Annotated in this window: 21 protein-coding genes; 7 read left to right on the plus strand and 14 right to left on the minus strand. The window is 42.5% G+C overall.

From position 1 onward, the window contains the following. Positions 1-290: 290 nt before the first annotated feature. The 4 genes from FM019_RS20085 to mnmG are packed head-to-tail and all read right to left on the minus strand — an operon-like array spanning position 291 to position 4,571. Positions 291-1,154: a ParB/RepB/Spo0J family partition protein gene (locus tag FM019_RS20085; protein ID WP_143837891.1), complete on the minus strand. Its 864-nt coding sequence runs from the start codon at positions 1,152-1,154 to the stop codon at positions 291-293. Positions 1,155-1,175: 21 nt separating this feature from the next. Continuing rightward, positions 1,176-1,961: a ParA family protein gene (locus FM019_RS20090; protein ID WP_143837892.1), complete on the minus strand. Its 786-nt coding sequence runs from the start codon at positions 1,959-1,961 to the stop codon at positions 1,176-1,178. A 58-nt stretch (positions 1,962-2,019) separates the two neighbouring features. Further along, positions 2,020-2,661, minus strand: coding sequence for a 16S rRNA (guanine(527)-N(7))-methyltransferase RsmG (gene rsmG / locus FM019_RS20095; RefSeq protein ID WP_143837893.1), 642 nt, complete (start codon positions 2,659-2,661; stop codon positions 2,020-2,022). After that, positions 2,661-4,571, minus strand: coding sequence for a tRNA uridine-5-carboxymethylaminomethyl(34) synthesis enzyme MnmG (gene mnmG / locus FM019_RS20100; protein ID WP_143837894.1), 1,911 nt, complete (start codon positions 4,569-4,571; stop codon positions 2,661-2,663). Before mnmG ends, rsmG begins: the two co-directional genes overlap by 1 nt. A gap of 708 nt (positions 4,572-5,279) precedes the next feature. On the opposite strand from mnmG, the gene FM019_RS20105 reads away from it, so the two are divergent. Together FM019_RS20105 and FM019_RS20110 are read left to right on the plus strand one after the other, a co-directional pair. Continuing rightward, positions 5,280-6,449, plus strand: coding sequence for a hydroxymethylglutaryl-CoA reductase (locus FM019_RS20105; protein WP_143837895.1), 1,170 nt, complete (start codon positions 5,280-5,282; stop codon positions 6,447-6,449). Between the two features lie 79 nt (positions 6,450-6,528). Further along, positions 6,529-7,317 carry a DUF4097 family beta strand repeat-containing protein gene (locus FM019_RS20110; RefSeq protein ID WP_143837896.1) on the plus strand — a complete coding sequence of 263 codons (789 nt, stop codon included), beginning with the start codon at positions 6,529-6,531 and terminating at the stop codon, positions 7,315-7,317. Positions 7,318-7,597: 280 nt separating this feature from the next. Here the strand turns inward: FM019_RS20110 and FM019_RS20115 are convergent, their stop codons facing one another. The 9 genes from FM019_RS20115 to rpmH all read right to left on the minus strand — a co-directional run bounded on the left by FM019_RS20115 (position 7,598) and on the right by rpmH (position 14,123). After that, positions 7,598-8,413, minus strand: a complete 816-nt coding sequence (locus FM019_RS20115; RefSeq protein WP_143837897.1) for a DnaA ATPase domain-containing protein — start codon at positions 8,411-8,413, stop codon at positions 7,598-7,600. A gap of 49 nt (positions 8,414-8,462) precedes the next feature. Next, positions 8,463-9,113, minus strand: a complete 651-nt coding sequence (locus tag FM019_RS20120) for a DnaT-like ssDNA-binding domain-containing protein (RefSeq protein ID WP_143837898.1) — start codon at positions 9,111-9,113, stop codon at positions 8,463-8,465. A 9-nt stretch (positions 9,114-9,122) separates the two neighbouring features. Beyond that, positions 9,123-9,575 carry an FMN-binding protein MioC gene (gene mioC / locus FM019_RS20125; protein WP_143837899.1) on the minus strand — a complete coding sequence of 151 codons (453 nt, stop codon included), beginning with the start codon at positions 9,573-9,575 and terminating at the stop codon, positions 9,123-9,125. Positions 9,576-9,594: 19 nt separating this feature from the next. Then, a complete protein-coding gene (gene mnmE, locus FM019_RS20130; RefSeq protein ID WP_143837900.1) occupies positions 9,595-10,977 on the minus strand; it encodes a tRNA uridine-5-carboxymethylaminomethyl(34) synthesis GTPase MnmE in 1,383 nt (460 codons plus the stop codon). 11 nt (positions 10,978-10,988) lie between these two features. Further along, positions 10,989-11,471 carry a YajQ family cyclic di-GMP-binding protein gene (locus FM019_RS20135; RefSeq protein WP_143837901.1) on the minus strand — a complete coding sequence of 161 codons (483 nt, stop codon included), beginning with the start codon at positions 11,469-11,471 and terminating at the stop codon, positions 10,989-10,991. Between the two features lie 111 nt (positions 11,472-11,582). Beyond that, positions 11,583-13,250: a membrane protein insertase YidC gene (gene yidC, locus FM019_RS20140; protein WP_143837902.1), complete on the minus strand. Its 1,668-nt coding sequence runs from the start codon at positions 13,248-13,250 to the stop codon at positions 11,583-11,585. A gap of 151 nt (positions 13,251-13,401) precedes the next feature. After that, positions 13,402-13,656, minus strand: coding sequence for a membrane protein insertion efficiency factor YidD (gene yidD, locus FM019_RS20145; RefSeq protein WP_143837903.1), 255 nt, complete (start codon positions 13,654-13,656; stop codon positions 13,402-13,404). After that, positions 13,611-13,979, minus strand: coding sequence for a ribonuclease P protein component (gene rnpA, locus FM019_RS20150; RefSeq protein WP_143837904.1), 369 nt, complete (start codon positions 13,977-13,979; stop codon positions 13,611-13,613). The genes yidD and rnpA overlap by 46 nt, the downstream gene beginning before the upstream one ends. Positions 13,980-13,988: 9 nt before the next feature. Further along, positions 13,989-14,123, minus strand: coding sequence for a 50S ribosomal protein L34 (gene rpmH / locus FM019_RS20155; protein WP_008842504.1), 135 nt, complete (start codon positions 14,121-14,123; stop codon positions 13,989-13,991). Positions 14,124-14,706: 583 nt separating this feature from the next. On the opposite strand from rpmH, the gene dnaA reads away from it, so the two are divergent. From dnaA to FM019_RS20180, 5 genes are all read left to right on the plus strand, one after another. Further along, positions 14,707-16,143, plus strand: coding sequence for a chromosomal replication initiator protein DnaA (gene dnaA / locus FM019_RS20160; RefSeq protein ID WP_143837905.1), 1,437 nt, complete (start codon positions 14,707-14,709; stop codon positions 16,141-16,143). A 20-nt stretch (positions 16,144-16,163) separates the two neighbouring features. After that, positions 16,164-17,267, plus strand: coding sequence for a DNA polymerase III subunit beta (gene dnaN, locus FM019_RS20165; RefSeq protein ID WP_143837906.1), 1,104 nt, complete (start codon positions 16,164-16,166; stop codon positions 17,265-17,267). A 19-nt stretch (positions 17,268-17,286) separates the two neighbouring features. After that, positions 17,287-18,387 carry a DNA replication/repair protein RecF gene (recF, locus tag FM019_RS20170; protein WP_143837907.1) on the plus strand — a complete coding sequence of 367 codons (1,101 nt, stop codon included), beginning with the start codon at positions 17,287-17,289 and terminating at the stop codon, positions 18,385-18,387. Between the two features lie 4 nt (positions 18,388-18,391). Next, on the plus strand, positions 18,392-20,812 hold the full coding sequence (gene gyrB, locus FM019_RS20175; RefSeq protein WP_143837908.1) for a DNA topoisomerase (ATP-hydrolyzing) subunit B: 2,421 nt from the start codon (positions 18,392-18,394) through the stop codon (positions 20,810-20,812). 79 nt (positions 20,813-20,891) lie between these two features. Then, positions 20,892-21,446: a DUF6942 family protein gene (locus tag FM019_RS20180; protein WP_260681686.1), complete on the plus strand. Its 555-nt coding sequence runs from the start codon at positions 20,892-20,894 to the stop codon at positions 21,444-21,446. A 23-nt stretch (positions 21,447-21,469) separates the two neighbouring features. On the opposite strand, the gene FM019_RS20185 is transcribed toward FM019_RS20180, so the two are convergent. Further along, entirely contained in the window at positions 21,470-23,500 is a 2,031-nt protein-coding gene (locus FM019_RS20185; protein ID WP_143837910.1) for a TonB-dependent receptor, read from the minus strand. Between the last annotated feature and the right edge of the window lie 70 nt (positions 23,501-23,570).

A 23,570-nucleotide genomic window follows, 5' to 3' on the forward strand; every position in this document is an offset into this window, starting at 1 on the left:
GGGGATGATTAGTTAAGTAGGAGCAAATTGCATCTGGGCCATGAGCCAATGAGCTCAATAAACAGGCCGAATATATGAAGGCAATAACTCACTTATTATCTATCAATAAACCTTGCAAACTGGGTGGGTCCATATATGACATCTACCTTTGCACGTCATTCCGCAAACGCCAATCAAAACGTCATTCCGCAAAGCTCTTGTGCGGAATCTACTAAACAGGCTGTTATTTTAAACACTACGATTGAGGTCAGGAGATCCCCGATAAGAGCATTCGGGGATGAAGCGGAGCTTCACTTAATATGACTTAAAATCCCGTCTAACTCATCAAGGTTAGAAAAGTTAATGACCAGCTTGCCTTTTCCTTTGGCATTGTGAGCGATTGTAACGGGTGCACCCAGGTTGTCTGACAACTCGTTTTGCAGGCGTTGGACATCCGGGTCGATGCTTTGTTCGGCTTTGGGTTTGGCAGGTTCGAGTAACTTTCGTACCAGATTTTCAGTGTCCCTGACGGTAAGTCCTTTGCCAGAAACCGTTTGCGCGGCTTCAGTTTGCACCTCGCCTTCCAACGCCAATAGTGCTCTGGCGTGGCCCATTTCTATGTCACCATATTCGAGTAACAATTTTACGTCTTCGTTTAAATTGTTGAGTCGTAACAAGTTGGTTACAGTTGTGCGAGACTTACCGACAGCTTCAGCGACTTCCTGATGAGTCAGTTCAAATTCGGTCATCAAACGATCAAGAGCTTGGGCTTCTTCCATAGCATTAAGATCTTCGCGCTGAATATTCTCTATTAGTGCAATGGCAACCGCTGCTTCGTCAGGAACATTTTTAATAATACAGGGAACAACATCGAGCTGAGCCAGTTGTGACGCACGCCAACGACGTTCGCCTGCAATAATTTCGTATTTTTCATCTTCAACTTTGCGCACAACAATGGGCTGAATAATCCCTTGAGAACGAATTGACGAGGCCAAATCATCCAATGCTTCGGGCGACATATCTTTACGTGGTTGATATTTTCCTGCCTGGAGGAACTCTATGGGGAGTTTTTGTAGTTCGCTGCTACGCTCTGGTACGTTGGTCTCTTGTTTCGCTGAGCTAGTTGCCAGCAAGGCATCGAGTCCTCTTCCTAATCCACGTTTTTTCGACGACATGTCTGAGTTAACCTTTTTTATTTAGCTGGCTTTTTTCAAATTTTTATTGCGACGACGTAATATTTCTCCGGCTAGGGCCAAATAAGCCTTAGCGCCGGTAGAAGATTTGTCGTAATACATTGCTGGCGCGCCAAAGCTAGGCGCTTCGGCGAGACGCACATTGCGCGGTATAACAGTGCGATAAACTTGATCGCCAAAATGACGTTTAAGCTGCTCTGATACATCGTTAGCCAAACGATTACGCGGGTCGTACATGGTGCGCAATACACCTTCAATTTTCAGCTCTGGGTTGACCACAGATGCTAATTTTTTAATCGTGTCCATCAATGCCGTGAGACCTTCCAGCGCATAATATTCACACTGCATGGGCACCAAAACTGAATCGGCCGCCGCCATGGCATTCACTGTGAGCTGGCTTAGTGAAGGAGGACAATCAATGAAGATATAATCGTAGTAATTACGAACCGGTTCCAGTGCATTGCGTAATCTTAATTCACGAGCGAACACTTCCATCAATTTGATTTCTGCAGCGGTGACATCGCTGTTACCCGCAATAAGATGATATTTGCCCGTGGTCTCGGTGATCACCACATCTTGCACTGGCTTTTCTTCGATTAGTAATTCGTAACAGGTGGAATCGACGTCATATTTGTCGACACCGCTTCCCATGGTGGCATTACCTTGAGGATCCAAATCGATCAGCAGCACTTTACGTTTAGTCGCAGCCATGGAGGCCGCCACATTTACCGCCGTAGTCGTTTTACCAACTCCGCCTTTTTGATTTGCTATTGCGATGACTTTCGCCAAGGTATTCTTCCGTTTTCTTGTTACTAATATTTTTAATTAACTAAAATGGTAGTAGGCACTAACTAACTTTTCGAATTTTCAGTAAATGCCGTTGTCCTTCCAACGCCGGTATTGAAAGCTCAATGGATTCTATCATTTCAAAACCATCAGGGAGAAGGGCAATTTCTTGTTCGGGTAACTGGCCTTTCAAAGCGAGAAACTCACCTTGAGAATCTACCAGATGCTGACACCAGTGCAACATATCTTTTATCGACGCAAACGCCCGACTCAATACCCCATCTAGTGGTAAGTCGCTTTGATACTGCTCTACACGGGATTGCACTGGCTCGATATTTTTTAATCCAAGTTCGAATGCCGCTTGTTTCATAAAGCGTACACGCTTACCTAAACTATCCAGCAACACAAAATGTTTGTCAGGATGCATGATGGACAACGGAATTCCCGGCAAGCCAGGTCCAGTACCCACATCAATATAACGCTTTTTTATCAGATGCGGCGCAACCACTATGGAATCAACGATATGTTTAATCAGCATTTCTTGCGGATCGCGCACCGAGGTTAGGTTATAAGCTTTGTTCCATTTGTGGATCATCAATACATAATCCACCAGCTGGTGTTTTTGCTGATCACTCACGATTAATTCAAGAGGCGACAGTGCTTTGTCGAGCGCTGACAAAAGGTCCGTTTTTAAATCACTCATTATGCGCTTTGTCGATCGCCACTGGGTTGTTTGCGGATCAAACCCTGTTTTTTCAGATGCACTAATAACAATGAAATCGCCGCAGGTGTGATCCCCGAAATTCGTGTGGCTTTACCAATGGTTTCTGGGCGTGCATCAGTTAATTTAGCCAGAACCTCATTGGAAAGTCCGGAAATAGTGCTGTAATCAAAATCCATCGGCAATAGCGTATTTTCATGGCGACGGCTTTTTGCGATTTCATCTTTTTGGCGTTCGATATACCCAGCATATTTGATTTGAATTTCAACCTGCTCAGCTGCTTGGCCATTTTCCAAACGAGGGCCTAAGCCTTCAACGTCCATCAATTTGTCGTAAGTCATCTCTGGGCGACGAATTAATTCTTCCAAAGAATGTTCACGACTGACCGGATTTTTTAATAAGGTATTAAGCTGTGCAACAGAGCTATGGTTTGGGTGCACCCATGAAGAACTTAGACGTTGTTTTTCCGCTTCAATTGCTTCCATTTTTTCATTGAAAGCCGCCCAGCGTGCATCGTCAACCAAACCAATTTCTCGGCCTTTTGCGGTCAATCGAATATCTGCGTTATCTTCACGCAACAATAATCGATATTCAGCACGGCTAGTAAACATGCGGTAGGGCTCTTTTGTCCCCATCGTTGCCAAATCGTCTATCAACACACCAGCGTATGCTTCGTCACGACGTAGTGTGAAGGGATCTTTTTCAAGTACTTGCAGAGCAGCGTTTGCACCTGCAAGCAACCCTTGTGCTCCGGCTTCTTCGTAACCTGTGGTGCCGTTAATTTGTCCGGCAAAAAACAGACCGTCGATGAACTTGGTTTCCAAATTCTGTTTCAAATCTCTTGGATCAAAAAAGTCGTATTCAATCGCATAACCAGGACGAATGATATGTGCGTTTTCAAAGCCTTTGATAGAGCGAACCAAATCAAATTGAACGTCAAACGGTAAACTCGTGGAGATACCGTTTGGATAGATTTCAATGCTGTTTAGGCCTTCTGGCTCAACAAATATTTGGTGTGAATTTTTATCAGCAAAGCGATTAATTTTGTCTTCAATCGACGGACAATAGCGAGGCCCAACACCTTCAATCACCCCGGTGTACATGGGTGAGCGATCCAATCCAGAACGAATAATCTCATGAGTACGTTCATTGGTGTGCGTGATATAACAAGATATCTGCTGAGGATGATCTTCTACTTTGCCCATGAATGAAACCACTGGAAGCGGACTATCACCAGGTTGTTCTTGCATCAGATCATAGTTAAGCGTTCGCGCGTCCAATCTCGCTGGTGTACCGGTTTTTAGGCGATCAACTCTAAAGGGTAAGGCTCTTAATCTATCTGCCAAGGCGATTGAAGGTGGATCACCTGCACGTCCGCCCTTATAGTTTTCCATGCCGATATGGATGGTGCCACCCAAGAAGGTGCCTACTGTCAACACCACGGTTTTGGCTTTAAATTTCAAGCCCATCTGTGTCACAACACCGGTGACACGATCCTGTTCAACAATCAGATCGTCACAGGATTGTTGAAAAATCGTCAGATTGGGTTGATGTTCGAGCATATGGCGGATCGCCGTTCGGTACAAAGAGCGGTCGGCTTGTGCCCTAGTTGCTCTAACCGCCGGACCTTTACTGGAATTTAGCGTGCGAAATTGAATACCTGCTTTGTCGGTTGCCAAAGCCATGGCACCACCTAAGGCATCGATTTCTTTAACCAAATGTCCTTTACCAATACCACCGATCGCTGGATTACAGGACATTTGACCTAAGGTTTCGATGTTGTGGGTCAACAAAAGCGTATTAACACCCATTCGCGCAGAGGCAAGCGCGGCTTCGGTTCCTGCATGACCGCCACCGACAACAATTACGTCAAAATCTTGCTGGTAAAACATATTTGCCTCAAAAAATTTGCACTAACTCAATATAAACGATCGGTTTTAACAAATCAGATCGATCACATTTAAAAAAGGGCGCGTATTTTACACTTATTTTTTCAGAATAGAAATGTTTAAAATTCAATCAATCACGCATTTCACAAGGACTTTTACCTATTTTGTTTTGACTTGTAAAACAGTGATCGCCACTGCGATCGCATTTACTAATCTTTATGATCTATTTAGATCTTTAATTTACTTTTACTATTATTAAGCACGCTGATTTCTGTGTGTAAGCCATTTTTTATAATAAATAACAGGAGCTTACGAGCTAGTGATCCATGTGATCAAAGGTTGATCAACTGCGTATAAGATGTGTATAAAACACGATCTTATCCACAGATGATTTTGTGGATAAATGTATTCAGTTGATAACCATAGGATGCTACCGGGTTATTAACCGTTTTATCCACAGGGGGATCGTGTGATTAATGTACGATTTTGTATTGAATTCCAATTAAACGAAAAATGTCGTCCCCAATCACAGATCCACGTCATCCCGATAATAGGTTCACATCTTCCCCTAGTGCTCTTTGTCGCGCACGCAGTGGGAGATCTGGCAAGGTACTAAGGTGAGACCCTTTAACAACTAGTTATCAATGGAATTTGCTTTATATATAAGTGCTCATCCATACTGGATTAACGCTAAATTCGTTGATAGTACTTATGCCCAAAATCCCTCGTAGCAAAGAAAATGATTACACCTGTGAAATGGCAGCTACTCGCCGAAGTTTTATCAGTTCGCAAACCAAAGGCTCTTTAGATAATGTGGGCCAGTATTCTATTAATCCGGATTCTTTACCCGGGAATATTGAGAATTTTATTGGTGCCGCCCAAGTACCCATCGGTGTAGCCGGACCTATGCTGCTTGATGGCGTAGAGGCACGTGGTGAGTTTTATGTACCGATGGCAACAACAGAAGGAACCCTGGTTGCCAGTTATAACCGGGGAATGCGTCTTACCAATGAGGCCGGTGGCATTCAAACTACGGTGATAGAAGATGCAATGCAACGGGCGCCAGTTTTTACCTTTACAGATGCCCGCGCAGCATTAGCGTTCGGAAAATGGGTAACTGAACATTTTTCGAAAATCAAAGCTCAGGCCGAGCAAACAACATCCGTCGGAAAACTTACTAATATTGAACAATATGCAGCCTCTAAACTGCGCTGGTTACGCTTCAATTTTACCTGTGGAGACGCGGCTGGACAAAATATGGTGAGTAAAGCCACCCGCCACGCATGCCAGTGGATATTGGCGCAAAATATTCCAGGATTAGAGCATTTTGCCCTAGCAGCCAATTTGGACACAGATAAAAAACACTCCTTTGTTAATGCGCTTCATACTCGCGGAAAACGTGTTGTTGCAGAAGTAACTATTCCAGCAAAGCTATTGAAATCCATTATGAATTGCACACCTGAGGCACTTTTTAAACAACGTCAATATTCAAATATGGGCGCTTTTATGGCCGGCAGTGTCAGCAACGGTGCCCATTTTGCCAACGGGATAACTGCTGTGTTTATTGCTTGTGGACAAGATGTAGCGAATGTTGCCGAGTCGTCAGCAGGTTATACTTACTCAGAGATCACATCATCAGGTGACTACTATTTTTCAATTACCATTCCTTCACTAATCGTAGCAACCTACGGTGGTGGTACCGGATTAGCAACCCAAAAAGAATGTTTAGACATGCTTAATTGTTATGGCAAGGGTAAAGTGAATAAATTAGCTGAAATCATTGCCGCAACTGTGTTGTGCGGTGAATTGTCGCTCTCTTCGGCGATTGTTGCTGATGAATGGGTGTCAAGCCACGATACCTTTGGCAGAAACCGCCCATAAAAATTTAAAATAATTTTTAAACCTTTGAACTCAATATTGCGACATAAAAACACATCCAAACAAAACACGAGAGATTATTATGTTTGCACTAACCAAAAACAAAGTCGTCACACTGTTATCTGCAGTGGCACTGTTTGCTAGCCTCAATATATCGGCAGAAACCCTTCGCGAAACCTTTAGCGCTCAATCTGGCGGTGAACTGTATTTGCGCACAGACGTTGGGCGATTGACCATCGATACCCATTCTAGCAACGAAGTGATACTGGAAGTTCAAGTCAAAGGTGAAGATGCTGACGACTTTGAATTAACTCATGATGTTAATGGCGACAGGATCAATGTGTACGGAAAAGTAGAAGGCCGCAAAGGCTGGGGCTGGAATAGACAACTTAAAGTTGAATTTCGAGTCACAGTGCCCAAAGAGTTCAATCTGGAAATGCATACATCTGGCGGTTCAATCGATATTGAAGATTTGATTGGAAATGTGGATGCACACACCTCCGGCGGTTCTATTGATGTGGGGAATATCCAAGGGGATGTCACCCTTAAAACGTCAGGTGGTTCGATACAAACTGAAGAGATCCACGGCGAAATTGATGCACATACGTCAGGTGGTAGCATTCGAGTGACTATGACAAAACAGCCAACCAAAGACGCTGAGTTGAGTACCTCAGGAGGCTCAATTACCGCGTATTTAATGGAAGATATTCAGATTGATATTGATGCTTCTACTAGTGGTGGACGTGTGCGTTCTGACTTCGACGTAGATGGACGGGTCAAAAAACAATCAATTCGCGGCGAAATAAACGGTGGTGGTCCACGTTTGGAATTGCACACCAGCGGCGGCAGTGTTTCGATTAAAAAGAATTGAGAAATTCCCGGAGGGAATTTCTCATCCCGCAAGGGCTCTTTTAGGGCGCACGCAGTGGCGGGATCTTTTTTTAAAACACGTCACCCTCCTGGCTGCGTTTTTCCATCACGTCATCCCGCAGTGCTCTTTTGCGGGATCTACTAAACAGCTTGTTGTTTTAAATACTGCGATTGAATTGAAGAGATCCCCCACTGCGTGCGCGACAAAGAGCACTCGGGGAAGACGTCTTTTAGTATCAGGGATTAGGTCTTTTTAGTTCCGGGGACGACGTTGTCGTTTTTCACTTAACCTGATTAGGTTGGTATCCGGAAACGTTTGCCGGTTCAGCGCTTTGTGGAATTACTTCTTTACGTCGACTGGGGCCTGAGAATTTAACTTTGTAGGTGTCATATTCCTTTATCGATTCGAAACAATAACGGCCTAATGCATTTTCCAATTCAGCCAAATTGTGGTTGGTGATCATGATGCAATTTTTGTTATTGACCATGCGCTGGCGTAGCAGATTACCCAGCCAGCTTTGGGTGTTTTTCTTAAGTACCGATTCGTTGACACAGACTTCATCTAAAATCAGTAAATCTACGTCCAACAACTCTTTTTGAATTTCTCGGAATTGCTCAGCAACATTGTCGGTGGCGTTGTAGTCGTATGAAAAGAAACGCATTTCCAAAAGGCTGGAAAGCTGTCGATACAACACTGATATTTCAAACTGCTCGATAAGCTGATGAGCAATGGCGCCGGCTATGTGGGACTTTCCACGGCCGTAATCACCGTAAAAGATCATCATATGGGAACCACTCTTGCGCCAATTAGGGTCATCATGAGCGTGAATAAAGGATTGTGCAATACTCACCGCTTCAATCACATCTTCACTGTCTTCAATAAGCGTATTGAATGTCCATTTTGGATTCAGATCGGAACGACCATGGATATCTTGAATCCGGCGTAATTTGGACTCTTGTTGAAGTTTTCTTACGTCATCATTGGCTTGTCGTTCGTATTCTTTTCGAACGTCTTGGTAGTCGGTGTAAGTATCCGGCACATGTTTTTTACCGAGGGCTTTTGCCAATTGTTCGATTTTATTTTTGATACTGTCCACAAGGATCCACTAGTCACTTTTAGGTTAATTAATCGAAAACCAAACCGGGTTAGTCTGTTTTGGTTTTTCGATATTTTTCTACCAGTTTTTTAGCATTGTCATCAGCTTCAATACCGGCTTTTGGTTCTACCCACTGGTTGCCAACTTTCTGAGCGGTTTTCACCCCTCGGGCAGTGCGCTTCTGTTTTAGTTGAAACACAAATTTTTGTGTCCACTGAAACAAACTAAACTGCATTTCTGGTCGACCCATCCAATAGGCGATAAATTCTCCCAGTTCTTCCGCAGTGTACTGATTATCAATAATACCAATGAGCGCAGATAAATCTTTAAAAAGCGGCGGGTGTGGCGTCCAGCTTGTTGTCATTGCTGACCATTGTAAATGAAGAGCAGGGTAGTCGTCTTGTTTAATATTTAGCAACGGTAATCGCACATTGCGGCCGTTGAAACTTTTATCTAATGAATCATCGGGCTCAATTTCAACTAATTGGTGTTTGACCAATTCTTTGATTAACCCATTAATTTGTCGACCCAGAGTGAATTCCTTTTTTGCTCCATTTAGCAAGGCTAACAAGTGTTTGTAGTTCAGTGGCGCCGTTTGTCCAGAATGATCATCGGCTGTTGGCCGTAATCCCAACAAGTACAATACTCTGGCGTCATTGCTGATACCTTGTGTTAATGCAGCTTGTTCGGAAGAATTCATCGTAAATGATTAACCTTTTAGGATTTTGGGCTGGTTAGCTAACCAGGATTCCAGCCATTCTACCGCGGCATCTTCGGGAATGGGATGGGTTAACACATCTATATGGATGGGTTTGTTGAGCAAGGTCGCACCGGCTTTTTCTAAAAGAGATTGCATGGTCATTGCACCGTTGCAATAAGTGTCATAACTACTGTCCCCTAATCCAACTACCAAAAAGGCCGTAGAAGACAGTTCAGTTTCTTTAAGCTGGTCAGAAAAGGGTTGAATATTGTCGGGCAGATCACCAGCGCCGTGTGTAGAGGTACATACTATCCAGATAGTCGATTTATCAATGCTTTGCAGCTCAGGTTCAAGGTGAATTGTCACGCTGTGCCCCTGGTTATGTAGGGTTTCTTGAAGTGCGTCTGCCACATATTCGCTTGCACCTAACACTGAGCCTACAATGATATTAAAATTTGCCATACCCATTCCTTTAAAGACGCTATTTTCCGATACAAAATGATGAAAATATACGACCTAATAGATCGTCAGAACTAAACTCACCGGTAATTTCGTCTAACGCTTGTTGAGTTAATCTTAACTCTTCTGCCAGCAATTCCCCAGCCAGATGATCATGCAGTTGCTGCTGGCCTATATCTAAATGCTCTGCGGCACGTTCAATGGCATCCAGATGTCTTCTTCGTGCGATAAACTGACCTTCTTGGCTTTGATCAAACCCCATGCAGTCTTTTAAGTGTTCAGTGAGTGCGTCTATACCCTGATTTTTACTCGCAGAGATCCTAAATACTGGCGTATCACCATGTTTGTCACATCCGGGTGCTTCGCCCGATAAATCGACTTTATTGCGCACCAGTGTCAGGCCAATGTTTTTCGGAAGTTTTGCCATGAATTCTGGCCAGATCTTATTTGGATCGGTTTCCTGGCTGTCATTACTATCAAGCATAAACAAAACCCGGTCAGCGTTGTAAATTTCCTGCCAAGCTCGTTCAATACCAATTTGTTCAACTTTATCAGCGCTATCTCTAAGCCCTGCAGTATCGATAACATGCAATGGCATACCATCTAAGTGGATGTGCTCTTTTAATACGTCACGGGTCGTTCCAGCGATGTCTGTCACGATTGCAGCGTCACGACCAGCCAGTGCATTAAGCAAACTTGATTTGCCAGCATTGGGTTTGCCAGCAATAACCACTTGCATACCTTCACGAAGCAGGCTGCCCTGTTTGGCTTGTTTTTGCACTTCTTGTATTTGTGCAATGATCTGCGCCAAATCGCGGGAAATTTTACCGTCGCTGAGAAAATCAATTTCTTCGTCGGGGAAGTCAATGGCTGCTTCAACGTACATTCTTAATTGAATGACTTGCTCTACAAGTTGGTGGATACGATTTGAAAATTCGCCTTGTAAGGAACGCATTGCGCTTTTTGCCGCTTGCTCTGAACTGGCATCAATTAAATCAGCGATGGCCTCAGCTTGTGCAAGATCAAGCTTGTCATTCAAAAAGGCCCGCTCACTGAATTCTCCCGGTCTGGCCATGCGCAATTTGGGGATCAATAAAATACGTTTGATGAGCAAATCTAGAATGATTTGCCCACCATGACCTTGCAGTTCAAGTACATCTTCGCCAGTGAAGGAATGAGGGTTTTTAAAAAACAGCGCGATACCTTGGTCCAGAACTTGGCCGTTTTCATCCAAGAACGGTAAGTACTCTGCTTTTCGTGGTGGGATGGATTTACCAAGTACTATTTGTGCAACCTCATTGGCCAATGGCCCAGACACCCGTACAATCCCCACGCCCCCTCGACCAGGCGCTGTGGCTTGGGCGACTATGGTCTCATTGACAAGCGCCTCGCTGTTAAAATCCATGTATTGCTCGTTTAGTCACGAAAATTGGTAAATTGAAACGGCTGACCTAAATCTTCACCCTTGATCAGTGCCATGGTTGCTTGTAAATCATCACGCTTTTTGCCGTTTACCCGCAACTGGTCGCCTTGAATACTGGCCTGCACTTTCATTTTGTTATCTTTGATTAATTTAACCAACTTTTTCGCAATGGGTTGTTCAATACCTTGTTTGAACTTAATCGTACGACGCCAAGTTTTGCCGCTGCGCACCACATCCTGAGATTCCATCGCAGATGTGTCTAATTTGCGCTTTGAACAGGCGTTTCTGAGCATGTCTTGGAGTTGTTGAAGCTGGAATTCACCCTCAGCGGTGAGCAATACCGATTCGTCTTTGTATTCAATAGAGGCTTCCACACCACGAAAGTCAAAACGTGTACTGAGTTCACGGTTAGCGTTGTCCACCGAGTGGCGAACTTCATTCATATCAATTTCTGACACAATATCAAATGATGGCATTTTATTGGCTCCCAAAATTTTTTAACTATTGTAAACGTGCATTCAACGACAAAAAAGCCCGTATTGACGGGCTTTTATTATCTTTAACTAATTATTTTCTATACCTCAGGACTAACTGGTTTTTAAACCGCGTTTTTCCATTGATGCGTAAATAATTTTTGCTTGTACTAGGGTGATAACGTTACTGATCAACCAGTACAATACCAATCCTGCAGGGAAGATGAAGAAGAATAAGCTCATCGCCACCGGCATCCATTGCATGATTTTTTGTTGCATGGGATCTTGAATGGTCATGGGTTGAAGCTTTTGCAGCAAGTACATACTTAACCCTGTTAAAATCGGCAGTACGAAGTAGGGATCTTTAACAGACAAATCTGTGATCCAGAATACAAAGTCGGCGTGACGTAATTCGACACTTTCTAAAAGTACCCAATAGAGTGCTAGGAATATAGGCATTTGTAACAGTAAAGGGAAACAGCCACCCATCGGGTTTACTTTTTCCTTTTTGTACATTTCCATCATCGCTTGAGACATCTTTTGCCTGTCGTCGCCAAAACGCTCTTTAAGCTGAGCCATTTTGGGTGCTAAGTTACGCATTTTTGCCATCGACTCATATTGCTTTTTGGTCAGTGGGTACATGGCCCCTTTAACAATAATTGTAATGATGATAATGGCTAGACCCCAGTTGGCAACCATGCTTTGGATCCATTGTAATAACGTAAACAAAGGTTGAGATATCCACCACAACGGGCCGTAATCAACGGTTAAATCTAGCTTTTCAGCTATATTGCGAAGCACTTCCTGATCTTTTGGACCTAGATAAAGTGTGCTGCTGATGGTTACTGTTTGTCCGGCAGGTACCTCTACCGTTTCACCTTTATAACCAATGGCGGCGTAGCGACCTTGTAAAGCGGCGCTGTAAAGCTGATTAGTATTTTCTTGCGGCGGTACCCATGCAGCTACAAAGTAATGTTCAATCATGCTCACCCAACCGCCGGGTGTCGTTTCATTCAGGCGCTCATCCTGCATATCGTCAAAATCTAGCTTCTCGTAGCGATCTTCTTGCGTGGAGTACGCAGAACCTCGGTAAGTCGGCATGAACATGCTGCTTTCTTTGCCTTCAATACTTTGTTTCAACTGCGCATACTGCTGAAACTGTTTATTCGTTAACGTTGAGTTATTGATGTCGTAATCAACTTTTATGTCATGTTGACCACGCGTGAAGGTAAAACGCTTAGTCACAACAAGTCCTTCTGCAGAAACCCAACGCAAAGGTACGACTAATTCATCTCCCTCAAGGACATAACTTTCTTGTCCTGTAACGTATGCAGGGCGACCTTTTGGTGTATCGATTGCATCGCGACCAATCAAACCACTCTGTGCGATATAGAGTGAATTTGAATCAGGTCTAAGCAAACTATAGTTCTCGTCACTTCCTTGCGTTAGCGGAAATTGCAGAAGATCTGCGGAAACAACATCGCCACCGCGTGTGTCTATCAGCACGTCCAGCGTATCGGTTTTGACACTAATAAGGTTGGTGGAGCTAGATATTGCATCGACCACAGCTGCCTGTGCTTGTGAAACAGGTACATCTGAATCGGCGTCTGTTGATGGTACGGTTTGCGGCAAATCTGCACTGGGTAATGCAGGTGCAGAGGTGTCAGTTGATTCAACCGGCGCTTGAACAGGCTGCGGACCATAATCCATCTGCCACTGGTTCCATAAAAGAAAACTGACTAAGACTAAGCCAATTAACAGAAAACTACGTTGGGATTCCATAAAATACTCTTTAACTACTTACATTTACTCAGCGAAATAATTTCGCCAAATGATGCTTATCACACCCTTTATTAGTCAGGATGCATGCGAATTTATTACAACGATTTTTGCCAGTGCGGAATATTAAAGGTAAATGCCGCGGATGATAAGCTTAATCGTGCTTTTTTGATGGTTTTTCTGGTACTTGATCCACCCCACCTGGATGAAAAGGGTGGCATTTTCCAATTCTTTTGACAGCGAGATAGCTTCCGACGAAGAATCCGTGGCGCTGAATTGCTTCAATAGCATATTGCGAACAGGTCGGATGGAACCGACAAGACGGCCCTATCAACGGTGATAACCATTTTTGATATAACCTGATTAACCCGATTGGGATTGTGCGCAGCGTCGCGAGAGCTTTTTCCATAATTTCTTCAAAAGCAAGCTTACTTGCTCATTGGTGAGCGTATCCAGCCCCGTTTTACCTACAACGACTATATCAGTATTTGGCAAATCGTGCTGATTGTGCCGGAAGCTCTCTCTGATCAGACGTTTAAGCCTATTGCGCTGATTGGCCTGCTTTACACGTTTTTTAGACAGCGTTATGCCAAGTCTAGGATGATCTAGATTATTAGGGCGAGCTAAAATTGTGAGTTGCGGAGAAACGGAGGGTATAGCGTTTTGAAAAACATTTTCAAAGTGAGTGGGAGTTAAAAGTCTTAGCTCCCGAGAAAACGAATTTTCACTCACTTTGAGAAATTAGGCTGATAAACGAGCACGGCCTTTAGCACGACGATTAGCAAGGACCTTGCGGCCATTCTTTGTCGCCATACGGGCACGAAAACCGTGTGAACGCTTACGCTTTAAGTTACTTGGTTGAAATGTTCTTTTCATGACCTAGTCCCGGATACATAAGGGTTAATACAAAATGAACATCAATAGACAAAAAACTACTGCGCTCAAAAAGGACGCTGAATTCTAGAGATCTAACCTAGCATTGTCAATCAAAGATCAACATAAATCCTAAAATAACTCTAGTTGCGATCGCAGAAGGACTTTTGCGATCAAAATGTTAGTTACTCCCAGCTTGTTGATAACAATGTAGCTATTGAACATTTTATCCACAGATAGCCAAATATAATTAGCTAATGTACTAATTTTTCTTGACGTTTTTATCCACTTGTGAAATGACGATAAACCTAAGTTATAGTGCTGCTATTTTTGAGAAGATAAAAAAATAACTAATAAAAACAACGATATAAGTGATATTTATGGCGTTAAGTAAAATTAAGATAAAATGCAGGTTGCAACTTATACAGAGATCGCGAGATAATTCACAACCCCCTACCGATAGGGGTAAAAAAAGAACAATAATTGGACAACCTCAACGCAATTGAGTGCATCGCAATTATCCAGATTAAAATGTAAGCATTTATTGAAAACGGGCTATAATGGCCGCGTGACGGGTGATTTATTAATGTCATTATGGAACAAATGTCTTGATCGACTTCAGCACGATCTATCTACACAAGAATTTAGTATGTGGATAAGACCGTTAAAAGTGAATGAAAGTCAAGATTCAGTGACATTGCTTGCACCAAATCGTTTTGTATTGGATTGGGTTAGAGACAAATATCATCGTCAAATTACCCAGTTGTTTTTAGAATATTGTGGTTCTGATGCGCCAAGTTTGTCGCTCGATGTGGGCGGACGCTCAACAGTAGCAAATATTTCGGCAGCTAGACCAGCAGGGCAGCAAGCTGTGATGCCCGAAGTTGACTTTAGTCAACCACCTCAAGCCAATCATAATGGAAATAGTGCCCAGGTGATATCGGAACAAGCATCAGATATACATGTTAACAAAAGCGCTAATCCAGACCTTCAAAATCGACATAAAAGCAACATTAATACTACCTACAAATTTGATAATTTTGTTGAGGGTAAATCAAACCAGCTAGCTAGAGCGGCGGCATCTCAAGTCGCCGACAATCCTGGTGGTGCTTATAATCCTTTGTTTATTTATGGCGGAACAGGTTTAGGTAAAACTCACCTATTGCACGCAGTAGGCAATGGCATCATGGCTAAAAAGAAGAACGCTACTGTGGTGTATATGCATTCGGAGCGTTTTGTTCAAGACATGGTAAAAGCGCTACAAAACAATGCCATAGAATCTTTTAAACGCTACTATCGTTCTGTTGATGCGTTATTAATAGATGACATTCAATTCTTTGCAAACAAAGAGCGTTCACAAGAGGAATTCTTTCATACCTTCAATGCGTTATTGGAAGGCAATCAGCAAATCATACTCACGTCAGATCGATATCCCAAAGAAATTGATGGGGTTGAAGATCGATTGAAGTCAAGATTTGGGTGGGGTCTCACCATTGCAATTGAGCCACCAGAGTTGGAAACACGGGTTGCTATTCTTAATCGCAAAGCGCAAGAAAATAATATTCATTTACCTGATGAAGTAGCTTTTTTCATAGCAAAGCGCTTACGCTCAAACGTCAGAGAGTTGGAAGGGGCATTAAATCGTGTAATCGCCAATGCAAACTTTACCGGTCGACCGATCACTATTGATTTTGTTCGTGAAGCCTTACGAGATTTATTAGCGCTGCAAGAGAAACTGGTCACTATCGATAATATTCAAAAGACGGTGGCTGAGTACTACAAGATTAAAATTGCAGATATACTCTCAAAAAGACGCAGTCGTAGCGTTGCAAGGCCCCGTCAAATGGCCATGGCTCTATCTAAAGAACTGACCAATCATAGTCTGCCAGAAATCGGAGATGCCTTTGGTGGTAGAGATCACACCACTGTATTGCATGCATGTCGAAAAATAGTGCAGCTAAGAGACGAAAGTCATGATATAAAAGAAGACTATCAGAACTTAATTCGCACCTTATCTTCTTAAAATAAAAAACGAGTTACTAAATGAAATTTACCATTAGCCGGGAAAATTTTCTGCAACCCCTTCAATTGGTTTCTGGCGCAGTAGAACGCCGTCATACTTTACCCATACTATCCAACGTTTTAATCAAAGTGAGTGAGAATTCACTTTGGCTGACGGGCACGGATTTAGAGGTGGAACTGATCTCCAATGTAACGTTAGCCGGGGAATGTCAAGACGGCGAAATTACCGTTCCAGCTAAGAAATTGTTTGATATTATTCGTGGTCTATCTGACGAATCAGAGATCAAATTTGAAGTTGAAGGTAGTAAAGCACTGATTCGTTCAGGCCGAAGCCGCTACACTCTATCGACCTTGTCTGCCGCAGACTATCCTAATTTGGAAGACTGGGAAGGCGAAGCTGAATTTGAAATTTCACGTGCGGATCTTAAACACCTAATTGAAAGTACTCAGTTTTCAATGGCTCAGCAAGACGTTAGATATTATCTAAACGGCATGAGTTTAGAAATAGAAGAAAACGTTATTCGCACTGTCGCAACAGATGGTCATCGTTTGGCGCTTTGTAGGATGGACTATACGGCAGCATCATTACCAAGCCGCCAGGTTATCATACCTCGTAAAGGCGTGATGGAAATAAGCCGACTCATCGAAGCAGATGATAAATTGGTAAAAATTCAGTTAGGTTCAAATCATATTAGATTATTCTCATCTGATTTCATTTTTACGAGTAAATTGGTAGATGGTCGTTTTCCCGACTACCGTCGAGTTTTACCTAAAGATGGTGATAAAACGATTGAAGCAAGTAAAGACCTACTTAAGAATGCGTTCTCTAGAGCGTCAATTCTGTCTAACGAGAAGTTTAGGGGTGTGCGTTTAAATCTATCTAATGGTGAGTTAAAAATTACTGCGAATAACCCAGAACAAGAAGAAGCGGAAGAAATTGTTGATATCAATTATGAAGGTGAAAACTTAGAGATTGGTTTTAACGTCGCTTATCTGATTGATGTGTTTAATGCACTGGGTTCAGAGAACGTGAAAATATCGCTTGCTGATTCCAATAGTAGTGCACTGATAGAAGATGCCGCTGACGATTCAGCCTTGTATGTAATCATGCCGATGAGACTCTAATAACTAAGGGTCTCTTTTTATGAAACTGGACAAAGTCCAGATACAACATTTTAGAAATTTGCAAGATGTTGTGGTTCTCCCATCACCAAATCTAAATTTTATTTTTGGCCAAAATGGCAGTGGAAAGTCTTCTTTTTTGGAGGCTTTGCACTACCTTGGTTTTGGTCGTTCCTTTCGAACGAGTAAGCAAAAAAATGTTATTAACAACGAAGAGCTGTCCTTCAGTATTTTTTGCCAGTTGAGTGTAGATGCGGAAATTCTCAAACTGGGTATTTCTAGGAATAGAGAAGATTTAGTAACAGTTAGTATTAATGGTGAGAAGTCTAATCGTTTGTCTGAATTTGTAAGTCATGTTCCTGTACAGATTTTTACACCTCAAAGCGCGGATGTGATTTTAGGCTCGCCTTCACTACGGCGACGTTTTATTGATTGGGGATTGTTTCACGTGGAACAATCGTTCTCTAAAACCAGTCAAGAGTACGCAAAGCTGCTCAAGCAAAAGAACGCGTTATTGAAGAAAATAGGTAAAAACTACTCATCTGATGACGCTCATCAAATGCATTTCTGGGACAAACAAATTGTTCGGGTAGGGGAGATCATTACTAATATGAGATATTCCTATCTAGAAGCCATTATGGGGCATATAAATGACAATTTAATGCATTTTCTACCTGAGTTTTCCTTCGAAATCTCGTATCATAGGGGGTGGGAAAAAGATGCGGCGCTACAAGAAGCAATTTTTAGAAAAGAAGAAAAAGATATTAAAAATGGATTTTTAAGTGTGGGCCCTCACAAAGCAGATCTCAAAATAAAGAGTCAGGGAATTGACGTGGCAGAATTATTATCTCGAGGACAACTCAGGATGCTAGTAGCCGCACTGCAATTGGCTCAAGTACAATATCTTAGTTTGAAAACGTCAAAGTCTGTCGTCTTCTTATTAGATGACATAGGCGCCGAATTAGATGAAGTTAAACGGCAGCTTTTTATAGACAGACTATTACTAGAAGATACGCAGCTTTTCATTACGGCAATCGAAAAATCTCAATTGTCGTTCATTGATAAATACAAAAATAAGAAAATGTTTCACGTGGAACATGGCCATATGAGAGAGGAGAACTAATCAAATGGCAGAAGAGAATAACTACGATTCCTCGAGTATTAAAGTCCTAAAAGGACTTGATGCTGTGCGCAAAAGACCAGGAATGTATATAGGTGACACGGATGACGGCACCGGACTTCACCATATGGTGTTCGAGGTAGTTGATAATTCTATTGATGAAGCACTTGCTGGACATTGTTCAGTCATCAACGTCAAAATTCACACAGATGGTTCAGTATCCGTTTCAGATGATGGACGTGGTATCCCCACTGAAATCCACGAAGAAGAGGGCGTGTCTGCAGCAGAAGTTATCATGACAGTCCTGCATGCTGGCGGAAAGTTCGATGATAATTCTTATAAAGTATCCGGTGGATTGCACGGCGTAGGTGTATCTGTGGTGAACGCGTTATCACGTAAACTTCAATTGAAAATACGTCGCGCAGGCAAACTTTACGAACAAGAATACGTGCACGGTGAACCACAAGCACCGCTTGCCCCTGTAGGTGATTCAGAAACTACCGGTACCACCATCCGTTTTTGGCCAAGTGAAGATACCTTCACAAATATCGAATTTCATTACGATATACTTGCCAAACGACTGCGTGAATTAAGTTTCCTAAATTCGGGTGTATCGATTGTTCTAACCGATGATAGAGACGCTAAATCTGATCATTTTATGTATGAAGGTGGTATTCAAGCATTTGTTGAATATTTGAATCGCGCTAAAACTGCTGTGCATTCGAAAATATTCCACTTCCAAAAAGAACGTGAAGACGGCATGTCAGTAGAAGTTGCTATGCAATGGAATGATAGCTTTAATGAAAATGTGTTCTGTTTTACCAATAACATTCCACAACGAGACGGCGGAACTCACTTAGCTGGTTTTAGAGGTGCATTGACACGCACACTCAATAACTACATGGAAAAAGAAGGTCTCAACAAGAAAGCTAAAACCAACGCCAGCGGCGATGATGCTAGAGAAGGGCTTACCGCAGTTGTATCGGTTAAGGTACCCGACCCGAAATTCTCTTCGCAAACAAAAGACAAACTTGTTTCGTCTGAAGTTAAACCGGCTGTCGAAACAGCAATGGGTGAAGAACTAACGGACTTTTTATTAGAAAACCCAGCCGAGAGTAAAATCATCGTCGGTAAAATCATAGATGCAGCCAGAGCCAGAGAAGCAGCTCGTAAAGCTCGCGAGATGACCCGTCGTAAAGGGGCTCTAGACCTAGCTGGCCTACCTGGAAAATTAGCGGATTGCCAGGAGAAAGATCCTGCAATGTCAGAACTGTACATAGTGGAGGGTGATTCTGCTGGCGGCTCTGCTAAGCAAGGTCGTAACCGTAAGAATCAGGCAATATTGCCTCTCAAAGGTAAAATCCTCAACGTTGAAAAAGCACGTTTTGATAAAATGCTTTCTTCTCAAGAAGTTGCCACCTTAATCACAGCATTAGGTTGTGGCATTGGTCGAGACGAATATGATCCAGAAAAGCTGCGTTATCATAAAATTATCATTATGACTGATGCTGATGTTGACGGTAGTCATATTCGTACTTTGTTACTAACATTCTTCTATCGTCAAATGCCTGAAGTGATTGAGCGAGGCTATATTTACATTGCTCAGCCGCCTTTGTACAAAACTAAAAAAGGAAAGCAGGAGCAGTATCTTAAGGATGATGAAGCTCTTACTTCTTATCTGACTTCAATCGCACTTGACGGCGCTTCTATTCATGTAAATGCTGATGCGCCGGGCATTTCTGGTGTTGCACTAGAAAATCTCGTCAATCAATACCATGTTGCATCGAAGATGATCGACAGAATCAGTAGGATTTATCCTAAGGTTCTAGTTAACCAATTGATTTATAGTGATATTTTGGAGCTGGAAGACCAAAATGATAAAGCTAAACTTCAGGCGTTTGGTGAAACTTACATTTCATCACTCATGGAAGATGAAGCAGACGGTGCTACATACAGCTTCAGTGTCGAACAAGATGCTGAACGTAATAATTGGTACATTTCTATCATTTTGCGCCAGCATGGTATCGATACCGAATACAAGTTGGACCATGACTTTATCGATTCTACGGAGTACGAAAAAATCCGTGAATTGAACAAGGCTATAAACGGGATCATGGAAGAAGGTGCTTACGTTAAGCGTGGCGAAAAAACCAAGCCCGTCACGGATTTTGTAAGTGCATTGGAATGGTTAATGGTTGAATCAAAACGTGGTCAATACATACAGCGTTACAAAGGACTGGGAGAAATGAATCCTAGCCAGCTTTGGGAAACAACCATGGATCCTGACAATCGTCGTATGCTTCAGGTAACCATTGAGGATGCCATTGGCGCAGACTTATTGTTTACAACACTTATGGGTGACCAAGTTGAGCCGCGTCGTAACTTCATTGAAGAAAACGCGCTGCGTGTTGCTAACTTGGACGTGTAAACCAAAGATACCAAACTCACTAGCCGACCTTTATGGTCGGCTTTTTTATATCTCATAGATGGTGGTAGGAGGCCAATCATTGAATATACCTAACGCAATAGGCGATCCTAATGCTCGTCTTAAAGTATACATTGGCAATGTACCGACTTTTAATTGGCGACCTACGATGCAAAAAGATGCCGTCTTGCCATTAATTTCAGGGGAGTTGAAGGCGATTGGAGATCACTGTGGCAACGGTTGGCGTAAAGTATTTAACGTTTATGCAAAACTCGTTTTTGCAATGGGTAGAAAGCACTTTAGGTTTCAATGCAACTATAAATCGTGGCAGGAATACCGAGAAGGTGAATTGTTGCAAGACCATAGCTCTACTTTGTTATGCTTTATGCCTCCCACTTTTGATTCATACAAAAACGTAGAAGGCATAAATCATCAACCACTGCATTTTATCATGGGAAGGGGATATGCTAAGTCTCTAAATTTACCCTCTAGCGTGCGATGGCTAAACAATGAGTTTGCAATCGATGAACAACATCGATTGCTAGTTTGTCCGTATTTCGATTATCGCCAACTGTCCAATCAAAAAATCCTGTTTTTAGCCGAGACCATCCAGCTTACTTTTGGCAAAATCCGCTAAATCTTCTAACTCTCTTGGGCATCCTAAAAATTAACCTGCAAACCGATTGACGGAAAAACTCCAATTCCTTCTTCGGATTCAATCTTAAAGTTATCTGGCGTTTCGGAACCATCAGGCAAAAAATAGTAACCTGAAATATTGTCATTACCGGTAGCGTTAATTAATGCTAGTGTTAACTTGCTGTCTAAGCCATACAAATCAAATGCATAGTCTGCCTGCAGATCGAGCCTGACGTAGTTAGGAAGCGTTTCGGAATTTAACCCCCCATATACTGCAACATTATTGTCTGGAAAGTCAGGATTGGGTTTTATCCCGATTATCGGAGTGTATTTTGCTCCACTTCTTAGTGTTAAACGAGCGCCTATCTCCCAACGTTCATTTAATTGATACTGTATGACACTATTGACGATCCAGGGAGTATCTAAAAAGTAGTCACTTGTTACGCCAGTTAAATCATCCGTTCTTTCGCTTTTAGACCAGCTAACAGACAACCAACCGTACCAATCGTTTGACAAGGATTTTTCTAGTAACCATTCAACGCCATATGCTGAGCCTGAGAGATCGTTTGTATATCTGAGTTGCGCATCTTCTGCGTTGATATCAACGGCCCGAGCCAAATTATCGAGTGATTTATGGTATACCTCAACTTTACTTTGCCAATAGTCGTCAATTTCAACTTTGAATCCACCAGCGATATGCTTCGATTCTACCGGGGAAATATCTGGGTTTCCGATGGAAGCTAGCGCGGTATCGATATCGGGGAAGCGACTATAACTTCCGGCACTTAGAAATAGCTCTGTACTGCTATTCATTGACCATTTAAGCGATGCACGAGGGTGAATGAAATCTTTATCTGTATAATCGTCTGTATCGAATCTCAGGCCCAATTCAAGATGTAGGTCATCTGTAATGGAAATGTTGTCAGTAACGTAAAGTCCAATTAGATTTGCAACGATATTATCTCTACCTTGAATTCGTTGACCTTTTTGATCGATACAATTTGTATCATGCTCAGTGCAAAAGTAAGGGATAAGGTCAAAGCTATAAGTAAAATCGTTACGTTGAGCATCTACGCCTACTGATAAAAAATGGTGATCAAATCTTTTACTTTGAATGAGCCCCCGAAAGCTAGTTTGATCGTTATCTACTTTAGAAAATTGATCGTCGCCATAACGCGTGTTGTCCTTTAACTGTTGGTGAGAAAGGACAAAACTTAAGAATTCATGTTCTCCTATATACCACTCCCAATTAACTCCCTGGTTGTTGAAAGAAGAAAGTACCGATGCGTCGCCAATTAAATCCGGATCAATACGCCCTTCTTCAGAAGCTTCGGAAATGTTGATCCCTGCTTCATCACTGGCGCCATTAATACTAAACGTGAGCTTATGGTCACTGCCAAATAGGATCTGATATTTGCCTTGATAGTCATCACTTTTGGGTGCATTAAAGACTCTTATACCATCTTCCTCTTCACCTTCTTTATAAAATAGATGCAATAAACTGTGGCGGTAGGAAATATAATAGGCTTGATCGTCAGTTACTCCCCCCTCTGCCATAACACCAGTCTTAAGAAAGCTTGCATCTAATGTCACTTGCGTTGGTTGGTTTTTAGGATCACGAAGTTGTACATCAAAAACGCCACCGGTAGCATTACCAAATTGTGGCCCAAATGCCGCTGCATGGAGATCAAATGTTCGGACTAAGTTTTTGTTGAAGATACTGTCGCCAAATAGATGAAATATGTAGTCGGTAGGTAGGTTGTCTACGTAAAAAGCATTGTCGTTTGGCGATGAGCCTCTTACTGCGGGCTCTCCACCAAAATCACCTCCCGCATAAACAATGCCTGGTAGACTAAAAACAGCTGCCAAGGGATCGCCGTCGATGCCAGGAACATCTAACAACTTCTGAGTTTCTTCGCTTACCTGCGTTAGAGGTTGATTACGTTGACCCACGATATTCAGTCTTTCAATTGTTAAAACTTCGTCTGCAATTAATTTTGGAGAAAAAAGCGTAAGGGCTGTTATTGCGCTTAGGTATAGGGTTGTTGGCTGCATTGTATTGTTCCGTTAACAAATGAATGAAGCCGAGTTTAGGTATTAAGTTCCGAGCTTTCTGTGATGGATT

Origin of the sequence: Aliiglaciecola sp. M165, assembly GCF_007197995.1 — a bacterium.
In the GTDB taxonomy this organism is placed as follows: Bacteria; Pseudomonadota; Gammaproteobacteria; order Enterobacterales; family Alteromonadaceae; genus Aliiglaciecola.

Coding starts and splice junctions, on each gene's coding strand:
- FM019_RS20085 (WP_143837891.1), bottom strand. CDS start 1,154: ATGTCGTCGAAAAAACGTGGATTAGGAAGAGGACTCGATGCCTTGCTG.
- rsmG (WP_143837893.1), bottom strand. CDS start 2,661: ATGAGTGATTTAAAAACGGACCTTTTGTCAGCGCTCGACAAAGCACTG.
- mnmG (WP_143837894.1), bottom strand. CDS start 4,571: ATGTTTTACCAGCAAGATTTTGACGTAATTGTTGTCGGTGGCGGTCAT.
- FM019_RS20105 (WP_143837895.1), top strand. CDS start 5,280: ATGCCCAAAATCCCTCGTAGCAAAGAAAATGATTACACCTGTGAAATG.
- FM019_RS20110 (WP_143837896.1), top strand. CDS start 6,529: ATGTTTGCACTAACCAAAAACAAAGTCGTCACACTGTTATCTGCAGTG.
- FM019_RS20120 (WP_143837898.1), bottom strand. CDS start 9,113: ATGAATTCTTCCGAACAAGCTGCATTAACACAAGGTATCAGCAATGAC.
- mioC (WP_143837899.1), bottom strand. CDS start 9,575: ATGGCAAATTTTAATATCATTGTAGGCTCAGTGTTAGGTGCAAGCGAA.
- mnmE (WP_143837900.1), bottom strand. CDS start 10,977: ATGGATTTTAACAGCGAGGCGCTTGTCAATGAGACCATAGTCGCCCAA.
- FM019_RS20135 (WP_143837901.1), bottom strand. CDS start 11,471: ATGCCATCATTTGATATTGTGTCAGAAATTGATATGAATGAAGTTCGC.
- yidC (WP_143837902.1), bottom strand. CDS start 13,250: ATGGAATCCCAACGTAGTTTTCTGTTAATTGGCTTAGTCTTAGTCAGT.
- yidD (WP_143837903.1), bottom strand. CDS start 13,656: ATGGAAAAAGCTCTCGCGACGCTGCGCACAATCCCAATCGGGTTAATC.
- rpmH (WP_008842504.1), bottom strand. CDS start 14,123: ATGAAAAGAACATTTCAACCAAGTAACTTAAAGCGTAAGCGTTCACAC.
- dnaA (WP_143837905.1), top strand. CDS start 14,707: ATGTCATTATGGAACAAATGTCTTGATCGACTTCAGCACGATCTATCT.
- dnaN (WP_143837906.1), top strand. CDS start 16,164: ATGAAATTTACCATTAGCCGGGAAAATTTTCTGCAACCCCTTCAATTG.
- recF (WP_143837907.1), top strand. CDS start 17,287: ATGAAACTGGACAAAGTCCAGATACAACATTTTAGAAATTTGCAAGAT.
- gyrB (WP_143837908.1), top strand. CDS start 18,392: ATGGCAGAAGAGAATAACTACGATTCCTCGAGTATTAAAGTCCTAAAA.
- FM019_RS20185 (WP_143837910.1), bottom strand. CDS start 23,500: ATGCAGCCAACAACCCTATACCTAAGCGCAATAACAGCCCTTACGCTT.